This window comes from Jiangella gansuensis DSM 44835, assembly GCF_000515395.1.
Taxonomy (GTDB): domain Bacteria; phylum Actinomycetota; class Actinomycetes; order Jiangellales; family Jiangellaceae; genus Jiangella; species Jiangella gansuensis.
Genome location: NZ_KI911782.1, coordinates 4,210,697 through 4,228,635, shown reverse-complemented (window position 1 = coordinate 4,228,635; position 17,939 = coordinate 4,210,697). Strand labels below are relative to the sequence as shown.

The 17,939-nt window shown below is 72.4% G+C and carries 16 protein-coding genes and 1 rRNA gene; 1 reads left to right on the top strand and 16 read right to left on the bottom strand.

What is annotated here, in order from left to right:
• Window positions 1–35: 35 nt before the first annotated feature.
• From murJ to JIAGA_RS31060, 10 genes are all read right to left on the bottom strand, one after another.
• Window positions 36–1,643 (bottom strand): murein biosynthesis integral membrane protein MurJ, encoded by a 1,608-nt coding sequence (gene murJ / locus JIAGA_RS0119885; protein ID WP_035812762.1) that lies wholly within the window; start codon window positions 1,641–1,643, stop codon window positions 36–38.
• Window positions 1,644–1,645: 2 nt separating this feature from the next.
• Complete coding sequence (locus JIAGA_RS0119880) at window positions 1,646–2,458, bottom strand: hypothetical protein (protein ID WP_026877998.1); 813 nt, start codon at window positions 2,456–2,458, stop codon at window positions 1,646–1,648.
• Between the two features lie 25 nt (window positions 2,459–2,483).
• A complete protein-coding gene (locus JIAGA_RS31070) occupies window positions 2,484–3,455 on the bottom strand; it encodes a copper transporter (protein WP_051426290.1) in 972 nt (323 codons plus the stop codon).
• A gap of 1 nt (window position 3,456) precedes the next feature.
• The gene (gene steA / locus JIAGA_RS0119870) at window positions 3,457–4,635 is read right to left on the bottom strand and encodes a putative cytokinetic ring protein SteA (RefSeq protein ID WP_035812760.1); all 1,179 of its coding nucleotides are present in this window, start codon (window positions 4,633–4,635) and stop codon (window positions 3,457–3,459) included.
• A gap of 125 nt (window positions 4,636–4,760) precedes the next feature.
• The gene (locus JIAGA_RS0119865) at window positions 4,761–6,779 is read right to left on the bottom strand and encodes a hypothetical protein (RefSeq protein ID WP_026877021.1); all 2,019 of its coding nucleotides are present in this window, start codon (window positions 6,777–6,779) and stop codon (window positions 4,761–4,763) included.
• 115 nt (window positions 6,780–6,894) lie between these two features.
• Complete coding sequence (recN, locus tag JIAGA_RS0119860) at window positions 6,895–8,613, bottom strand: DNA repair protein RecN (RefSeq protein ID WP_035812759.1); 1,719 nt, start codon at window positions 8,611–8,613, stop codon at window positions 6,895–6,897.
• A 42-nt stretch (window positions 8,614–8,655) separates the two neighbouring features.
• Complete coding sequence (locus tag JIAGA_RS0119855; protein ID WP_026877019.1) at window positions 8,656–9,561, bottom strand: NAD kinase; 906 nt, start codon at window positions 9,559–9,561, stop codon at window positions 8,656–8,658.
• A complete protein-coding gene (locus JIAGA_RS0119850) occupies window positions 9,558–10,364 on the bottom strand; it encodes a TlyA family RNA methyltransferase (RefSeq protein ID WP_026877018.1) in 807 nt (268 codons plus the stop codon). The genes JIAGA_RS0119855 and JIAGA_RS0119850 overlap by 4 nt, the downstream gene beginning before the upstream one ends.
• A 5-nt stretch (window positions 10,365–10,369) precedes the next feature.
• The gene (locus JIAGA_RS31065; RefSeq protein WP_035812758.1) at window positions 10,370–10,687 is read right to left on the bottom strand and encodes a hypothetical protein; all 318 of its coding nucleotides are present in this window, start codon (window positions 10,685–10,687) and stop codon (window positions 10,370–10,372) included.
• Between the two features lie 10 nt (window positions 10,688–10,697).
• A complete protein-coding gene (locus JIAGA_RS31060; RefSeq protein WP_084470390.1) occupies window positions 10,698–11,879 on the bottom strand; it encodes an HAD-IIA family hydrolase in 1,182 nt (393 codons plus the stop codon).
• A 7-nt stretch (window positions 11,880–11,886) separates the two neighbouring features.
• Here JIAGA_RS31060 and JIAGA_RS0119835 point away from each other — a divergent pair, with 7 nt between their 5' ends.
• Window positions 11,887–13,122, top strand: a complete 1,236-nt coding sequence (locus JIAGA_RS0119835; RefSeq protein ID WP_169738896.1) for a DUF1015 family protein — start codon at window positions 11,887–11,889, stop codon at window positions 13,120–13,122.
• Here the strand turns inward: JIAGA_RS0119835 and JIAGA_RS31055 are convergent.
• The 6 genes from JIAGA_RS31055 to rrf all read right to left on the bottom strand — a co-directional run bounded on the left by JIAGA_RS31055 (window position 13,087) and on the right by rrf (window position 17,839).
• A complete protein-coding gene (locus tag JIAGA_RS31055) occupies window positions 13,087–13,500 on the bottom strand; it encodes a single-stranded DNA-binding protein (RefSeq protein ID WP_211239740.1) in 414 nt (137 codons plus the stop codon). The two genes, JIAGA_RS0119835 and JIAGA_RS31055, sit on opposite strands and share 36 nt — an antisense overlap.
• Window positions 13,501–13,681: 181 nt before the next feature.
• A complete protein-coding gene (locus JIAGA_RS31050) occupies window positions 13,682–14,356 on the bottom strand; it encodes a tetratricopeptide repeat protein (RefSeq protein WP_051426288.1) in 675 nt (224 codons plus the stop codon).
• Window positions 14,326–15,132 (bottom strand): hypothetical protein, encoded by an 807-nt coding sequence (locus JIAGA_RS34725; protein WP_157553345.1) that lies wholly within the window; start codon window positions 15,130–15,132, stop codon window positions 14,326–14,328. The genes JIAGA_RS31050 and JIAGA_RS34725 overlap by 31 nt, the downstream gene beginning before the upstream one ends.
• Window positions 15,133–15,605: 473 nt before the next feature.
• Complete coding sequence (locus JIAGA_RS0119805) at window positions 15,606–16,529, bottom strand: RNA polymerase sigma-70 factor (protein WP_026877014.1); 924 nt, start codon at window positions 16,527–16,529, stop codon at window positions 15,606–15,608.
• 6 nt (window positions 16,530–16,535) lie between these two features.
• A complete protein-coding gene (locus JIAGA_RS0119800; RefSeq protein WP_026877013.1) occupies window positions 16,536–17,480 on the bottom strand; it encodes an NAD-dependent epimerase/dehydratase family protein in 945 nt (314 codons plus the stop codon).
• A gap of 242 nt (window positions 17,481–17,722) precedes the next feature.
• Window positions 17,723–17,839, bottom strand: a 5S ribosomal RNA gene (rrf, locus tag JIAGA_RS0119795).
• Window positions 17,840–17,939 lie beyond the last annotated feature (100 nt).

The following is a 17,939-nucleotide window of genomic DNA, read 5'->3' as shown; positions in this document are numbered from 1 at the left end:
CTGGTGAAGCGCGGGAGTACCCATGGTGAACGTGATCATTTCCCGGCGCCCGGACGGAGCAGCGCGCGCAGATCGCCGCGCAGGAACGGCCAGCACACCGCCAGCGCCACCGCCGTCACCGCCAGCGCGGCCACCAGGCCGGCGGCCACCTGCACCAGCGCCGAGCCGGTCGGGAACGCCGCCGCAACCGCCCAGCCCGCCGCCGCACCGAGGGCGGAGCCGGCCACGCCCGCCGCCGTCGTACGGGTTACCCCGGCCATCGCCGCGCCGCCGGAGTCGCGCAGCACCGCGAGCACCAGCAGCACGCCGGCGAGGCTCAGGCCCACGGTGTGCGCGAGCCCGAGCGCGGCCGTGGCCCGTTCGGTGGCGACGGCCCCGGTGAGCGCCACGGCCACCACGACCACCATGAGCCAGCCGCTGGCCGTGGACGCCGCCGAGGCGCGACCGCGGCCGCGCGCGTACAGCGCCCGGCCCAGGTGCGCGACCAGCCCGTAGCCGACCAGCCCGGGAGCGAACGCGATCAGCGCCCAGGCCATCCGGTCCGGCGGCGCGTCCCCCGCCCCGATCAGCCCGAAGAACCTCGCCACCGGCCAGGCCACCGCGACCAGCACCGCGGCGCCCAGCAGTGACACCAGCACGACGGCGCGGGTGGAGCGGGCCAGCGTCGTGGCGTACGCCTCCCGGTCGGTGCCGGCCACCTCCGACAACCGCGGGAAGGCCGCCGTCGCGATCGGGACCGCCAGCACCGCGTAGGGCAGCAGGAAGACCATCCAACTGTTGAGGTAGGTGACGGCGCCGCCGCTGCCGGCGTGCTGGTTCGACATCAGGTACGACGTCAAGTACGCCAGCTGCTGCGCCACCAGCGTCACCAGCCCGGCGCCGGCCAGCCGGGCCACCCGCCGCCCGACGCCGTCGGGGAACCGCAGCGTCGGGCGCACACCCGTGACCCGGATCAGCAGCGGCAGCAGCGTGGCCAGCGCGAGGGCCAGCACGCCGAGCGTTGTGCCCCCGGCCAGGACGAGCTCGCTCTTCCGGTCGAGCGTGTCGAGACTGTCGGCGTCGCCGGTGAACACCTGCCCGAACACGACATAAGCGGCCGCGACCACCACGCTGGATAGCAGCGGCGCCAGCGCGGCCGCCAGGAACCGGCGGTGTGCCTGCAGGGCGCCGGCGGTCACCACCGCGAGGCCGTACAGCGGGATCTGCGGCAGGAACAGCAGCAGCATGTCGCGCCCGACCCGCTCGCCCTCCGCTCCGCCGGTCCCGCTGAGCATGAGGTCCATGGCCGGCCCGGCCACCAGCACGCCCAGCAGCGCCACCGGTACCAGCAGCGTCACCGTCCAGCTGAGCAGCGCCGAGACGGTCTGCTTGACCTGCCCGGTGTCGCCCCGGCTGGCCGCCGCCGCCAGCACGGGGACGACGACGCTGGCCAGCGCGCCACCGGCGACGATCTCGAAGACGACGTTGGGGATGGCGTTGGCGGTCGTGTACACGCTGCCCAGGACGGTCTCCCCGACCTGGGACTGGAAGACGAGCTGCCGGCCGAAGCCGACGACCCGGGACAGGACCCCGGCGACGGCGATGATCGCCGCTCCCCCGGCGATACCGGCCGCGGCCCCGGTCGCGACCCGGCGCGCGTTCACCGTCAGCGCAGCCGGCCGAGGCCGTCCAGCTCGCGCAGCCCCGGGGTGCGCTCGATGACCTTCGTGAAGCTGACCTTCTCGCTGGCCAGGATCAGACCGGTGACGACGGCGAGATGCGCCAGCCGGGCCCACCGGCCTTCGCGGGCGACCAGCGCCAGGCCGAGCAGCGCGCCCAGCGTGTTGGCACCGGAATCGCCGAGCATGATCTGCTCGCCGAGGTCGTCGGGCAGGCTGGCCAGCGCGGCACCGACCGCGGCGGCACCGAGTGGCGCGGCCGGCCCTGCCAGCACGGCCGGGGTGTGCAGCAGGACGGCCTTGTTGGCCCGGCCCGGGCGCAGGTCCAGCAGGTTCAGCAGGTTGGCGTGACCGGCGACGGCCGCGCCCCCGATGGCGGCGTCGACCGCGTTGTCGCTGACCAGTCCCGCGCCGGCGAGACCGGCCGCGCCGATGACGCCGATCTTCACCACGCCGCTGGTGAGCTCGCCCTCGCGCAGCGCCGTGAGGTGGCCGCGCAGGCCCTTGCTGGAGGTGCTACCTGCCAGGTCATCGTAGAGCCCGACGGCGCCCACGGCCGTCGCGGCCGCAACGCCTGCCACCCGGGTGCGGGCGGAGAGCCCGGGCGCGACGGCGATACCGGCGGCGGCACCAGCGGCTACCGCGGGCCCGCCCGCCAGCGTCACCGTGGAGCCGCGGAAGTTCTTGCGCTCCCAGAGCTCCCGGCCGCCGGGCAGTGTGTCGTTGATCCGGCGCGCGACCAGCCAGGCGCCGGCACCCGCGACACCGGCGGCCACGAGCTTCCCCAGCAGCCGGCTCATGCGCGCCCTCTCCTGCCCGACGCGCTCACGAGGTCTCCTCGGTCGGTTCGGTTTCGGGTGCCTCGGGCACTGGCGGCAGCACGCCGTCGGTCTCACCGATGACGCCGTAGTGGCCGGCGCCGCCTTCCTCCTGCTCGTTCAGCGCGAACACGATCGCGGCACGGCCGCTGGGCAGGTCGGCGGAGTCGACGGTGGAGACGGACTCGGCGAGGTCGCCGTCCTCCCGGACCGCCTGCACCAAGCCGCCGTCGGCGGTGGCGGCCGGCCCGGCCACGACGCTGCCGGCACCGGCGGCGTCGAACTGCTGCGCCAGATCGGTCAGCCGGCCGAGCCGGTCCTCCGCGTCGTCGCCGGACACCGACCCTGCGACCATGACGGCCAGGGTCGGCGCCACCGAGGCGTCCTGCTCCAGCACGATGAGCTCGGACTCCTGGAACGCGGTGACGGTGGCGGTGTCGACGGTCTCGTGCGCGCCGCCGCCGGGCTCGCCGCTGGGCTGCGCCAGCAGCGCCGAGGCCAGCACGGTCGCCCCGCGGGTGTAGCCGCCGCCCTCGGTGGGCAGCTCGGTACCCGACGTCACCAGCTCGCTGGCCAGTTCGTCGAGGACCGGCTCGGAGTCGGGATCGGTCCAGGTCGGCTCGATGCGCACGGTGAGATCGGCCGTGGCGCCGGCGGTCTGCAACGTCTCACGGACGGCGGCGACGGTATCCTCGTCGGCGCCGGGCATCGCGATGATGCCGACGTGCTCCTCGTCCAGCTGCCCGGAGACCAGCCGCGGCATGACCTCCTGGATGAACTGCTCCTGGAAGTCCAGGTCGGTCTGGGCGGCCTCGAGCTGCTCGCGCAGGTCGCGGTTCTCGTCGCGCAGGCCCGAGGTCTGGTCGGCGAGATTGTCGTCGACCCGGTCACCGAGCGGCCCGGCGCCGAGCACGATGCCGGCCGCCAGCGCGAAGAACACGGCGATGATCGAGACCAGGTGATATCGAAAGTCGATCACGTCAGAAAAGCCCCTGCACCCAGAAGTAGAAGCGGTCCCACCACGAACCGACGATGTCGAGGTAAGCCCGGCCGGTCGGCGTCGCGTACATCGCGGCGCCGACAGCGATGATGCCCGCCACGATCAGGAGCGCGAGCATCCAGACCGGAATCCGGCTGTGGTACAGCCGGCTCACGCCCTTGGCGTCGACGAGCTTACTGCCCACCCGAAGCCGGGTGAGGAAGGTGCTGGCCATACCGGAACGGCCCTTGTCGAGGAACTCGACGAGGGTGGCGTGGCTGCCGACGGCGACGATGAGGCTGGCGCCCTTGTCGTCGGCGAGCAGCATCGCGATGTCCTCGCTGGTGCCGGTGGCCGCGAACGGCACTCCCGACAACCCCATGCGTTCGAGCCGGCCCAGCCCGGGCGCCCGGCCGTCGCGGTAGGCGTGCACGACCAGCTCGGCGCCGCTGGCCAGCGCGTCGTCGGAGACGGAGTCCATGTCGCCGACGATCAGGTCCGGTTTGAGGCCGACCTCGAGCAGGGCGTCGGCGCCGCCGTCGACCCCGATGAGCACCGGGCTGTACTCGCGGATGTAGGGCCGCAGCGTCGACAGGTCTTCTTTGTAGTCGTAGCCACGCACGACGATGAGCACGTGCCGGCCGTCGAGGTCGGTACGGATCTCCGGCACGCCGACGCCGTCGAGCAGCAGTTCGCGTTCGCGCTTGAGGAACTCCATGGTGTTCGCCGCGAACGCCTCGAGCTGGGACGACAGGCCCTCACGGGCCTCGCTCATGAGCTTGCCGAGGCTGGCCTCGTCGTGCCGGATGCCGGAGCCGGCGGCCTCACCGCTGCCTTCGCGGTAGATGGTGTCGCCGTCGACACGCACCCGCTCGCCTTCGTGCAGGGCGCTGAAGAGGTCCGGGCCGACGTCGTCGATGAGCGGGATACCGGCGCGCACGATGATGTCCGGGCCCAGGTTCGGGTAGCGGCCGCTGACCGACGGGCGGACGTTCACGACGGCGCCGGCCTCGCAAGCCACCAGGGCCTCGGCGCTGACGCGGTCGATGTCGAGGTGATCGATGACGGCGATTTCGCCCGGTTTGAGCCGTTTCGTCAGGTTCTTCGTGCGGTGGTCCAAGCGCACGACGCCGCTGACCCCGGGCAGGTCATCGGGCTTACGGCGGCGCAGTGCAGGCATCCTCACTAGCCGAATCCTGCCATGCCCGGCCCTGCAATGCCGCATCGGTGCGCCGCGTGTTGGCTGTGACCCGCCTCGAGCCGGGTCGCGGCGCCCTGGGGCGTCGTCGGGGCGTCGTCGGGGCGTCATCGGGGTGAGGAGACACCCGCGGGAGGCCGGCCGCGCTCGGTTCGGGCGCCCTCCGTCTCGGCGGACCGGACCGACAGATCCAGGTAGAGATAGCCGAGTACCAGCGCGACGTACGGCATCGCGGCCACATAGACGGCGGCACTGATCAGGTTGATCAGGTCGAACGAACCGTCCGACACCAGCAGCAGCACGATGCCCACCAGCGGCCCGGCGATGGCGCCCAGCCCGACGACCAGTGCCGCCACCGCGGTCGCCCGCCACCACTGCCCACGCACCACGTCCCGGCTGCGGCGGAACGCGTCGTTCGCGCCGCGGCCCGTGCCCCGGTCCTCCATCATCACGGCCTGGACGGCGAACCCGTTGCGTACCGCGTAGATGAGCGCGAGCGGCACGGTGAACACGAACAGCAGCAACGCCCAGATGACGACCACCAGCCGCAGCGCGACCAGCACCAGCGGCCGCAGCCGCGCGCCGGCCGCCCGGTACGCCGACCCGACGGTGACCCGGCGGCCGGCGTCGAGGTCGACCAACGCGCGCGACACCGCGGCGAGCACGCAGAAGTACGCCAGCAGCGAGATCGCCCCGCCGGCCAGGACCACGACGAACACCGTCGCGGCGTTCTGGTCGCCGTCGGTGTCGACCAGTGAGCTCAGCTCGCCGGCCTCGACGAGGACCCACTGCAGCCCGGCTGCCAGGGCCATCACCGGCAGGTAGACCATGCCGATGCCAAGGAACAGCACGGGGTGCCGTGCGTACATCCGGCGCGCGGCCACCAGGATGCGGCCCCACGTGCGCCGGGCGGCGACGGGGTACGGCTCGGCCGGTGTCCAGGACGTCCGGCTCGCGATCAGCAGGATGACGACCAGCAGCGCCACCAGTGCCGCGAGCACCGCCGCCGGGTTGCGGACCAGCTGCCGCAACAGGTTCGACGCCTCCTCGACGACGTCGCAGAACGCGTCGGTGGCGCTCGGGCCGAGTGACGCACCGAGTGGGACGGTCGCGCTGGCGTTGCGCCAGCTGCTCTCCGACCAGCGGATCGGCGCGGTCCACTGCGTCTTCATGTTCGGGCCGGTCGGGCCGTTGTAGAACGCGTCCTGCCGCTCGCCCCACCGTCCTTCGAAACCCAACCATGGAAAGCCGGCCTGGTAGTCGGCGGCGTCGGTCGGGACGGCGGCGAGCCGCGGCCGTAGCTGCAGATGCGGTCCGGTGGTGTCGTCGCAGCCCACACCGGTGGCGGAGCTGGCACCCAGGTACAGCGCGTCGGTGAAGAAGTTCGCGTGCGATCCCTCGGCCGGGTAGACCACCGGGTGGGTGCCGTCGACCACCTCCAGCTTGTGCGCGCCCCACTCCGCCCGTTCGGCGCCGGCGTGCTGGCTGTAACCGACCTCGGTGGGGTCGGTCTCGAGAGCTGCCGCCGCGTCCGGAGCGTCGAAGTTGACCTGGATCATCTCCCAGTCGCCTTCGTGCAGGTTGTTGAAGTCGTTGAAGACGTAGAAGAACCAGTACTGGACGGCCAGCTGACGGGGGCGAGCCGGGTCCCCGGCGACGCGGCCGTACATCATGGGCGCCGTGCCCTCGCTGATCTGGCGCGCCCACGTCTCATAGCCGCAGCCGGGCGCGAGCGCGTCGCCGGGGAAGTCGAGGTGGTACTCCAGCAGACCCCGTCCCAGGTCGTCGGCGCCGGGCCCGATGTCAACCAGGTCGTTCGAAGTCCACGGGCCGCGCAGCGCGACGCCGTCGTTGTCCATGAGCACGTCGACGTCGACGGGATGGTACGGCTCACCGTCACCACAGGGCTCGAGTTGTTCACGCAGCCGGACCACGGGGGCGTAACGCCGGATGAGCTCGTCGGCGGCGGGGTCCTGCGGGACGGCGGCGGACGCGTCCGGTGCGGGCGCTGCGGCTGCGGGGGCCGCGGCTGCGGGCGCGGAGCGCACCGGATCCACCGCGGTCGCCGGCTGCCCGGGCACCATCGCAGCCGCCACGGCCAGCAGGGCGATGAGTGCCGGCACCATGGCGCTCCCTGAGTCCGGAGGCGAGCACACCGCTGCCTACGCCAACTGTGATCACGATAGACCCGGTGCGGCCGATCGGAGCGGGAACGTCACCGCAGGCGAGTCGCCTGTGCCGTCAGGGGTCGAGCTTGGAGCTGGCCGCGGTCTCCAGGAGCTCCTCCGCATGGGCCCGGGCCGATGCCGACCCTTCGAGACCGGCGAGCATCCGGGACAGTTCGCCGACCCGGCCCGCGTCGTCGAGCGCTTCCACCCCGCTGCTGGTGACCCGGCCGTCGTCGGACTTGACGACCTTGAGGTGCTGGTCGGCGAACGCGGCGACCTGCGGCAGATGCGTGACCACCAGCACCTGCGCATGCTTGGCCAGCATCGCCAGCCGACGGCCGACCTCGACCGCCGCCTTGCCGCCGACCCCCGCGTCGACCTCGTCGAACACGAACGTGGGCACCGGGTCGGCGCCGGCGAACACCACCTCGATGGCGAGCATGAGCCGGGACAGCTCACCGCCGGATGCGCCCTTGTCCAGCGGCCGCGGCTGGGCGCCGTTGTGGGCGGTGAAGAGGATCTCGACGTCGTCGACGCCGGTGGGGCCGAAGCCGTCGCGGGGCCGGACCTCGACGACGATGCGCGCGTGCGGCATGGCCAGTGCGGCGAGCTCTACGCTGACGTCGTCGGCGAAGCGGGCGGCGGCTTCGGTGCGGGCCGCCGTGATGCGCCCCGCGAGCTCGCCCAGCTCGGCCAGCAGCGTGTCCTTCTCCTCGCGCAGCGTGGTGACCCGCTCGTCGTCGCCGTCGAGCTCCAGCAGCCGGCGCGACCCGGCCTCGGCCCAGGCCAGCACCTCGCCGATGGACTCGCCGTACTTGCGGGTCAGGCCGGTCAGCGCGGCCCGGCGCTGTTGTACCTCCGCCAGCCGCTCCGGGTCGGTGTCGATGCCGGCGCTGTAGGACGCGAGGTCCGCGGCGACATCGCCGACGAGGTAGGTCGCCTCGGCGAGCCGGTCGGCCAGTGCGGCCAGGTCGGGGTCGTGGTCGCGTTCGGCCTCGACCACCTGCCGGGCCTGGCCGAGCAGAGTGAGAACGTCGGTCTCGCCCGAGACGGTGTCGTCGGCGGACAGACCGCGGTGGGCGGTGTCGGCCGCGGTGCGCAGCGCGTCGGCGTGCGCCAGCCTGGCCTCCTCGGCGCGCAGCGCTTCGTCTTCGTCCGGCTGCGGGTCGACCGCTTCGATCTCGCCCAGGCCGAGGCGCAGCAGGTCGGCTTCCTGGGCGCGTTCGCGGGCCTTGGACGTGACCTCGTCGAGCTCGGTTTCGACGGCGCGCAGCCGCGCGTACCTCGTCGTGTAGGCGGACAGCGGCTCGGCGACGGTGTCGCCGGCGTACCGGTCCAAGGCGGCGAGCTGCCGGGACGAACGCAGCAGCCGCTGCTGGTCGCTCTGCCCGTGCACGGCGACGAGATTCTCGGCGAGCTCGGCCAGGACACTCACCGGGGCGCTGCGGCCGCCGACGTGGGCCCGCGACCGGCCCTCGGCCATGACCGTGCGGCTCAGCAGTAGTTCGACGCCGGCGCCGCCGGCTGGTTCCAGCTCAGCACCGGCGTCCACGGCGCGGGCGGCGACGGGGCTGTCGGCGGGGAGGCTGACGCGACCTTCGACCAGGGCCTTGCCGGCGCCGGTGCGCACGGCGCCGCCGTCGGCGCGGCCGCCCATGAGCAGGTTGAGGCCGGTGAGCACCATGGTCTTGCCCGCGCCCGTCTCGCCGGTGACGACCGTCAGCCCCGGCCCCAGCTCCAGCTGAGCATCGTCGATGACGCCCAGACCACGGATTCGGATTTCCTCAAGCACAGGACCTCAGCCTATCGGTGCGTACCGGGGTGATCCGGGATGTCATGCCCGCGCGCCTCGCCATCCTTCGACCGGCAGCGCGAACTTCGCGACCAGCCGGTCGGTGAACGGCGCCTGGTGCAGCCGGGCCAGCCGGACCGGCTGCTCGCCGCGGCGCACTTCCACCCGCGCCCCGGGTGGCAGCTCGACCGCCCGGCGCCCGTCGCACCACAGGACGGCGCCCGGCGTGCGGTGCTGCACGGTGACCGCCAGCTCCGCCGACGGCGAGACCACCATCGGCCGTGCGAAGAGCGCGTGCGCGCTGATGGGCACCATGAGCAGCGCCTCCAGCTCCGGCCACACCACCGGGCCGCCGGCGCTGAACGCGTACGCCGTCGAGCCCGTGGGGGTGGCCATGACGACGCCGTCGCACCCCCACCGCGACACCGCCCGGCCGTCGATCTCCGCCACCAGGTCGAGCATCCGTTCCCGGCTGGCCTTCTCGACGCTCACCTCGTTGAGCGCCCAGTTATCGGCGGTGACGGTGCCGTCGTGGCGGACCGTGACGTCGACCGTCATGCGTTCTTCGACGGCGTAGCCGCGGGTGACGATGTGGTCGACCGTGAAGCCGAGGTCGTCCACCTCGGCCTCGGCGAGGAAGCCGACGTGCCCGAGGTTGACGCCGAGTATGGGGGTGCCGGACGGCCGGGCGACCTCGGCGCCACGCAGGATGGTGCCGTCGCCGCCGATGACGACCACCAGCTCGGCGCCGTCGGCGGCGCTGGGTGCACCGTCGGGGACCACGGTGACGAGATCACCCCGGGTGTCCGGGAGACCGATGTCCGCCCGCTCGTCGGCCATGACGCGCACGCGGATGCCGGCCGCGCCGAGCCGCTCGATGACCTTGCCGGCGATCTGCCGGGCCTCTTCGCGCCCGGTGTGTGCGACAAGCAGGACGGTCCTGGTCATTGGGGTCCCTCCGCGACGGCCTGCTGGACCTCGTCGGGGCCGACCGCGGGAGCGCCGGCGCGCAACCACAGAAAGTACTCGACGTTGCCGGACGGGCCCGGCAACGGGCTGGCGGTGACCCCGGCGACACCCAGGCCGAGCTCGGCGGCCGCGTCGGCGACCCCGTGGACGGCCTCCGCGCGCAGCTGCGGGTCACGGACGACACCGCCCTTGCCGACGCGGTCCTTGCCCACTTCGAACTGCGGTTTCACCATGAGGGCGAGGTCGGCCGCCGGCGTGCACGCCGACCACAGCGGCGCAAGCACCAGCCGGAGCGAGATGAACGACAGGTCGCCGACGACGACATCGACCGGCGCTCCGACCTGCTCGGGAGTGAGGTCGCGCACGTTCGTGCGATCGAGCACCCGGACGCGGTCGTCCGAGCGCAGTGACCACGCCAGCTGCCCGTACCCGACATCGACCGCGACCACCTCGGCAGCGCCGCGCCGCAGCAGCACATCGGTGAACCCGCCGGTGGACGCGCCGGCGTCGAGACATCGCTTGCCGGCCACGTCGAACCCGCGCGGTTCGAACACGTCGAGCGCGCCGGCGAGCTTGTGCCCGCCGCGGGACACGTACTCCTCGCCCTCCGCCGGCTCGGTGACGAGCACGGGGTCAGCGGGGTCGACGGCCGTGGCCGCCTTCGTGGCAGCGCGGCCGCTGATCAGCACCCGCCCGTCGGCCACGAGAGCAGCGGCGTGTTCACGTGAGCGTGCCAGCCCGCGTCGGACCAGCTCGGCGTCGAGACGGCGTCGAGGCGGCACAGACTTCAGCCTTCCGAGCCGTCGGACAGGTAGCCGGCAGCCGGACTCCCCGCGACCGGCTCCGTTCGTGCCGGCTCGTCGGTCGCAGCCACGTCGGTAGGAGCCCAGTCGGTAGGAGCCTCGTCGGTAGGAGCCTGGTCGGCCGCCGGCTCGTCGGCCGCGGCCTCGTCGGCCAGCCGATCCTGCAGCGCCCGATGGACGTCGTCGATCACGTCGGCGTGCTGGTGCACCGGCAGCCGGTCGAGCCGCTCGAGCGAGCGCACCGCCTCGTCCACCGACGCGTCGCCGGTCGTGCCCTGGCCGTCGTCCGTCAGTTCCCGCATGACCGTAACGCTAGTACGAGGAGGCTCGGCGACGGGCGATTCGGGCGCTCTCCAGCGCCTGGTGGACGCTGGCCGGGTCGACCTCCTGGTCGGCGGCCCAGACCGCGCCGCAGGCCGCCCGCAGGGCATCCAGGGCGTCCTGGCCGTCCGGATCGAGTGCGGCCGGGTCTGCGCCGCCGCCCGACTCGGACTCCACTTCGCCGGACCGCCCGAGCGTCCCCGCCGTCGCTGCCGGGGCGGCTGCGTCGCCGCGATCGAGCCGAAGCGTTCCGTCCCGCACGACCGCCTCCCACTGGCCGGCCCGCGTCTCCCCGGCCCGCAGCATCAGCCGCTGTGGCGGGTGGTGCAACGCCCGCAGGTCGTGGCCGACATAGGTGGGGCGCAGCCGGGGCGGTGCGAGCACCAGCTCGTCCGGGTCGGTGACGCCGGTGAGCACCAGGAGGCTGTCGACGCCCGCGGCGTTGGCGCCTTCGACGTCGGTGTCGAGCCGGTCGCCGACCACCAGCGGCCGGGTCGCGTTCGAGCGCAGCATGGCCTCTCGGTGCATGGGCGGCTCCGGTTTGCCGGCAGCCAGCGGCTCACGCCCGGTCGCGGTCCGGATGGCGTGGACCAGCGTGCCGTTTCCGGGTGCTCGGCCGCGGTCGGTCGGGACGACGGGATCGAGGTTGGTGGCTACCCAGAGCAGCCCGGCCGCGACCGCGTACGTACCCTCCGCCAGCATCCGCCAGTCCACGTGCGGTGAGAAGCCCTGGACCACGGCCACGGGACCGTCGTCGGCGCTGGCCACCGGCACCAGGTCACGTTCGCGCAGCGCGACCTCGAGCCCTTCGCCGCCGACGACCAGCACCTTGGAGCCGTCGGGCAACCGCTCGGCCAGCATCCGTGCAGCCGCTTGCGCGGAGGTGACGACCTCCGCGGGCGATGCCTCGACACCGATGTCCGTCAGGTGCGTCGCCACCCGTTCCGGCGGGCGCGACGCGTTGTTGGTCACGAACGCCAGGCGCATGCCGTCGCGGCGCGCGGCCTGCAGGGCCTGCGGCGCGTGCCGGACCGGGTGGGCGCCGACGTAGACGACACCGTCGAGATCCAGCAGGGCGACATCGTAGAGCTGACTCAACAGTTGCACGCTCGCCATCCTCGCAGCCCACCGGAGACCGCCGACACCTCGGGCCGGGATGCCGGCGCGTAGCATGCGGCTGGTGACCGATGCCAAGCCTTCGCTTCGGCTGACGCCGTTCCGGGCGACCACCTACGCGCCGGGCACCGATCTTGCCGCCGTCATCTGCCCGCCGTACGACGTCATCGGCGCCGGCGCCCTCGAGGAGTTCGAGGCGGCCGACCCGCACAACATCGTCCACCTGACGTTGCCGCGGCCCGGCTCGGCTGCCGCCGACCCGTACCGGTTCGCAGCCGCAGAGCTGCGCCGTTGGCACGAGGCCGGGGTGTTGCGCCGCGACGCCGCACCGGCGCTGTACGTCTACGAACACCGCACCCCCGGGGCCAGCGTCATCGGGCTGGTCGGCGGGGTGGGGCTGGACGGACCCATACTTCCGCACGAGAACACCTTTCCCGGCCCGGTCGCCGACCGGGCCGCGCTCATGACCGCGACCCGCTCGCAGTTCGAGCCGATCCTGCTGACCTACGACGGCGACGGAGTTGCCAGTGACGTCGTCGACGCGGCGGCCGCGACGTCACCGGACGTCCAGGTCACCGCCGGACGGGACGTCCACAGCATCTGGCGAGTGACCGCTGATGACGCGCTCGACGCCGTGGCCGCCGACCTGGCCGGCAGGACAGCACTGATCGCCGACGGGCACCACCGCTTCGCGGCGTACCGGAGCGTGCACGCGGCACACCCACAGGAGCCCGCGACCGGCTACGGGCTCGCTCTGCTCGTCGACGCGACGAGGCATCCGCTGGAGCTGCGTGGCATCCACCGCAGCATCGCCGGACTGTCGTTCGACGACGCCGTGGCAGGCGCGGTGAAGGGTTTCGAGGTCGTGCCACTACCCGACACCGCTGACGCGCCGGCGGTTCTGGCTGCCGAGGCCACAACCGCGTTCGTGCTCGGCGCCGGGTCAGGCAGGGCGCTGCTCCGCTCGGCCAACCCGTCAGTCCTGGATGACGCGATTCCGGCCGGTCGCCCGGACGGCTGGCGTCACCTGGACGCCGCCGTACTGGTGGACCTGTTGCTGGGTCGCCTGTGGGGCATCGACGACGCGGACAGCCGTGTCGCGTACCACCACGACGATGGCGACGCGGTACGCACGGCGACCCGGGCCGGCGGAGTGGCGGTGCTGGTGCGGCCACCTGCTCTGAGCGACGTGCTTGCGCTGGCCGGCCGCGGTGCACGCATGCCCCGCAAGTCGACGTCCTTCGGGCCGAAACCTTGGACCGGCCTACTGATGCGCGAGCTCGCTTCCGGCGGCGGGTAGCCGTCGACGTCGCTTCTCCGACGGTGGGCACCTGGCCAGCCGTTTCGCGCTGGCGACCTCGATCTCGAACTTGCTCTGCGTGCCGGCCGGGCTGCGCCAGAACCGCCGCCGGAGCGCACCCGTGACCTCAACGGTGTCGCCGGGATTCCAGACCCTGACCTGGCGACGCTGATGCGGAGTCCACGCGGTGCAGTTGATCGTGTCGACGCTGCGCCGGCTGCCCAGGCCCGCCGGGGGACGCGGACGCTGGACGACCAGCCTGGCGGTGACGAGCTCGTCGCCGCTGGGTAGCAGGACGACGGCCGGCTCGGCCGCGACCCGGCCGACCAGCCGGACCTCGTTGGAGTGCTCGACGATGGGGACGAGGGTCGTGTTCACGGGACAGCTCCTTCGACTGACGGGATGTCGGGATCTGTCGTCAATCGTGGGCGGCAACCGGACTCGGCACATCCGCGCGACGCCGATTTGTGGATGACCAGCCGAATTCGATCCGCCTGTGGACAAGAGCCGGCGGCGATGCCGAGACCACCTGCACACCGCCGCGTCTTCTTCGGGTTGGTCAGGTCCCGCCGTCGCTGAGTTCGGCGGCCCGGTCGGCCGCGTCAGTCTCACCCTCGACATCGGCCTCGGCGGCTCGCACGAACCAGCGCGCCGCCTCCTTGTCGCGTCCGGCGCCAAGGAGCGCGTCCGCGTACGCGTAGCGCAGCCGTGCCACCCACTCTTCCTTCGTGGTGGAGCGCAGCTCCGGCACCTGGAGCGACACCGCGGCCGCCTCGTGCTCGCCGAGATCACGCCGTGCACCGGCCGCGACGATGAGCATCTCGATGCGGGCAGGTGTGTCCAAGGCGGTCACCGCCGGGTCGTGCGACAGGTCCAACGCCCGCCGGGGTCGGCCCAGACCACGCTCGCAGTCGGCCATCATCGGCAGGTACTCAGCGGAACCGGTCATCCGCCGGGCCGCCCGCAGTTCCGCCAGCGCATCGGCATACTTCCCGGCCAGGTAGGCCGCGACACCGGCGGCTTCGCGCACCACGCCGATGCGTCCGGCGCGACGCCGAGCCGCCATCGCATGCTCGTATGCCTGTTGCGGATCGTCCTCGAGCAGCCGCTGTGCCATGACCAGGTGCCGTGCGACCGCCGCTGCCGCCGGCCCTGACAACGCGTTCAGCTCGTCCCGGATCTCCTGGTCCAGCTCGCGGCCGGTCACGTCCTCGTCGACAACGGGGTCGGGCACCCGCGGCTCCCTGGGCGGCCCGCTTCGTTCGCGCGGCGGCCCGTCCGAACGGCCGGAGTCGGCATCACGGGGACCACGCCGATAGTCGCCCCGAGGTCCGCGGTCAGCGCCGGCGCCGCGTCGATCGTCTCCTTGACGGCTGCCGCCCCGAGGGCCGCTCGGGGAGCCGCCGCCGGGACGATCTTGGCGCGGACGGCCCGCACCGCTGGGGCCGCCACCACGCTGCTCGCCACCGCCTCGGCCACCACGCCGTTCGCCGCCGTCACTGCCACGCTCACCACCGGAGCGACCACTGCGCCACTCACCGCGCCCGTCACCGTCACGGCCACCACGCCGTTCGCCGCGGTCACCGCCACGCTCACCACCGGAGCGGCCACCGCTCCATCCACTGTCAGACCGCCGCTCCCCCGCCGGCCGGCCGCCAGACCATTGCCGGTCACTACCGGTGCGGTCGGCGCGCCCGCCCCGGTCGGGGCGCTCGCCGCCGGTGGGACGACCGCCCTTGCCGCGACCGCCGCTCGGACCACCTCGCCCACCCGCGGATCCGGAGCGCTCGCCGCCCGCAGCCGAGCCGGAACGCCAGGTGCCGCCGGAGCCTGTGTCACCTCGCCGGCCCGCGCCCGACCGGCCGCCGCCGCCCGAACCACGCTGACCACCAGCGCCGCTCGAACCACGCTGGCCACCGCCACCACGCTGGCCACCGGCACCGCGTCCCGGGACGCCGTCCCGGCCACCGCCGCGCCCGGGTCGGCCGCCCTCCGACGGATCCGGCTCACCTTGGCGGTCGCGACCAGACATCAACGATTCCTCTCAATCCTCGTGGTGTTGCCGTCATTGTCTCGCGTCGTCGACCGGGACCCGGCGCCGCCCTCACCCAGCACGTCGCATGCCGGACGTCCACCGGCACCATCGGGCCGGTCAGCCACGTTGTCGACACTGGCGGGGCCGTGCGCATCCTGACGTCGACGGTCGTGATCGATGCGTGTCGAGGCTCTCCTGCTGTCACGCCATCATGCCCTTGTATACCCCGGCGCGCGCACCCCAGCACCATCCTCGCCACGCACCGCCGCACCCGGGCATGCACAAACCATCACCAGGACGTGTCCAGACATGGCGAAAGGGCTGGTCCGATGATGCGCCGGACAAGCCCTTTCACGTGATGAACGTTCGGTTGACGCCGCGGGTTCCGAGCGGAAGGCCGCGATCGATGGTCCACGCGCTGGAACCGCACACGCCGGACGACGTCAGCTCAGCCGTCGTCGCCGGCTCCACCGGCCGCCCGAAGCAGGCCGCCGAGCTCGCTGGTCCGGTCGAGGTGCCGCAGTTTGTCGGGATTGGCGACCGAGTGGATCGCCTGGATCCGTCCGTCGACGATGTCGAGCCCCATCACAATGGCCAGCCGGTCCTGCGCGTCGATCGCGACGGCGCCGGGCTGGCCGTTCACCTCGGTGACGCGGACACGAAGACCGTAGCGCGCCAGTGCGGACATCCCTGCCGACCAGGCCCGAATCACGCGACCGCGACCGCTGACCGGCCGTGTCCGCGCCGGCACGTTACCGCCACCATCGGCGTGCAGGGTGACGTCCTGCGCCAGCAGTGCCTCCAACGCCCGCAGGTCACCCTGCTCGGCGGCGGCGAAGAACCGCTGAGCGAGCTCTCGGCGCTGCTGCCGCGAAGCGTGGTAGCGCGGCCGGCGTTCGTGGACATGTTTGCGGGCTCGTGCCACGAGATGCCGCGTGGTGTCCACGGTGGTGCCGATGATCTCGGCTACCTCTGGATACGGGTACTCGAACACTTCGCGCAGCAGGAAGGCGGCCCGTTGCTGTGGTGACAGGTTCTCCAACAACACCAGGAACGCCAACGACAGCGAATCGGCCAGCTCCACCTGCTCGGCCGGCGACGGATCGGTGACGACCGGCTCCGGCAGCCATTCGCCGACGTACCGCTCCCGCCGTGTCCGTGCCGAACGCAGGTGATCGATGGCCAGCCGTGTGACCAGGGTCGCGACGTATGCCCTCGGCGAGGTGATCGGCTCATCCCGTTGTAGCGTCTGGTGCAGCCGCAGGAAGGCCTCCTGCACCACGTCCTCGGCTTCGCCGACACTACCCAGCATTTGGTAGGCGATGGCGAACGCCCGCGGCCGTAGCTCGCCGTACAGATCCGAAGAGGGCACAGCGAGTCAGCTCATTCCCTCGATGACTCCCGTGCGCCAGGTCGGGTACCGCAGCGTCCAGCCCAATTCGCGTTTGGTCTTCTCGGACGAGATGCCGCGAGCCCGCGTCATCATGTCCACCGGACCCTTGCCGATCAGCGGGCGGACGAGCCAGGCCGGCACGCGGCGGGGTGCTCCGGCACCGAGCGCACGGGCCAGCTCGGGCAGCCACACGTGCACCGGCGCCGGCTCATCGTCGCCGACATGATAGATCCCGGGCTTGCCGCGCTCGATGGCCGCGACCGTTGCCGACGCAGCATCGGTGATGTGGATCAGTGACCACACGCCGCCGCCTCCTCCGATGACAGGCAACCGGCGTTTACGAACCAGCATCGCCATCACGGCGTCCGGTGCGGAGCTGATGTCGGTCCCTCGCCCATAGAAGCCACCGTAACGAAGGGCGATGCCGTCGCCCCAGCTGATGCCGGTCACCGCGTTCTCCACGTGGCGCAGCGCGGCCACGGCCTCCTCCATGTCCTTGGGCGGGTTGGGCTCGATCCGGCCTTCCTCGTCCGCGACTGGCCCGCCGGTCCGTTCCATCCACAGCGAATTGCTCTGCGCCACGAATTTGCGGACGCCGACGGCGCGCCCGGCGGCGAGCAGGTGGTCGGTTCCTTCGGTGCGCAGCCTGTTCGTGGCGGCCGCCATCTTCTTCGCGTTCCGGAAGTTCGACGGTCCGCTCAGCGCGGTGAGCTGATGGACGATCACCTCTGGTTCGGCTTTGGCCACAGCGTCGGCCACGGAGTCCGGGTCGAGGGCGTCGACGACCACCGGTTCAGCGCCGAGCGCGCGCACCGCGGCGGTCTTGGCCGGCGAGCGGGTCGTGCCGATGACTTCGTGGCCACGTGCCACGAGCTGGGGCACGAGTTCCCTGCCGATGGCGCCGGACGCTCCGGCGATGAAGATTCTCATGGCGTCTCCGTTCGTTGTGCTCACGAACTAAAGACGAGACAGCCCCACGCTCCATGAACGGGCGTGACCCAGTTCACTGCCGACCAATGTCGCTGGCGGGGGCGGGGGTGTGTTGTGGGTGTTGTGGGTGGTGAAATGGTTTGAGGGAGACAACCACGCACCCAACACGCCACCGACCCCTGGTCAGGGGTGGGGGTTGGGGGGTTGTCTCCCTCAAACCATTTCTTCTTCTTTGGTTGTGTGTCCGGCGGTGTCCTACTCTCCCACCCCCGCTAGAGGGCAGTACCATCGGCGCTGAAGGGCTTAGCTTCCGGGTTCGGAATGGATCCGGGCGTTTCCCCTTCGCTATGACCGCCGGCACGTGTTGTGAACCAACCAGCACCGGACTCCCACACCGCGGCCCCGACCGGGTCGGTCGGGTGTGGGGTGTGGTTGTTGGTTCAGAACCGTATAGTGGAC

Coding starts and splice junctions, on each gene's coding strand:
- JIAGA_RS0119855 (WP_026877019.1), bottom strand. CDS start 9,561: ATGACCAGGACCGTCCTGCTTGTCGCACACACCGGGCGCGAAGAGGCC.
- JIAGA_RS0119800 (WP_026877013.1), bottom strand. CDS start 17,480: ATGAGAATCTTCATCGCCGGAGCGTCCGGCGCCATCGGCAGGGAACTC.
- JIAGA_RS31060 (WP_084470390.1), bottom strand. CDS start 11,879: ATGCTACGCGCCGGCATCCCGGCCCGAGGTGTCGGCGGTCTCCGGTGG.
- JIAGA_RS31065 (WP_035812758.1), bottom strand. CDS start 10,687: ATGCGGGAACTGACGGACGACGGCCAGGGCACGACCGGCGACGCGTCG.
- JIAGA_RS0119880 (WP_026877998.1), bottom strand. CDS start 2,458: ATGAGCCGGCTGCTGGGGAAGCTCGTGGCCGCCGGTGTCGCGGGTGCC.
- steA (WP_035812760.1), bottom strand. CDS start 4,635: ATGCCTGCACTGCGCCGCCGTAAGCCCGATGACCTGCCCGGGGTCAGC.
- JIAGA_RS0119865 (WP_026877021.1), bottom strand. CDS start 6,779: ATGGTGCCGGCACTCATCGCCCTGCTGGCCGTGGCGGCTGCGATGGTG.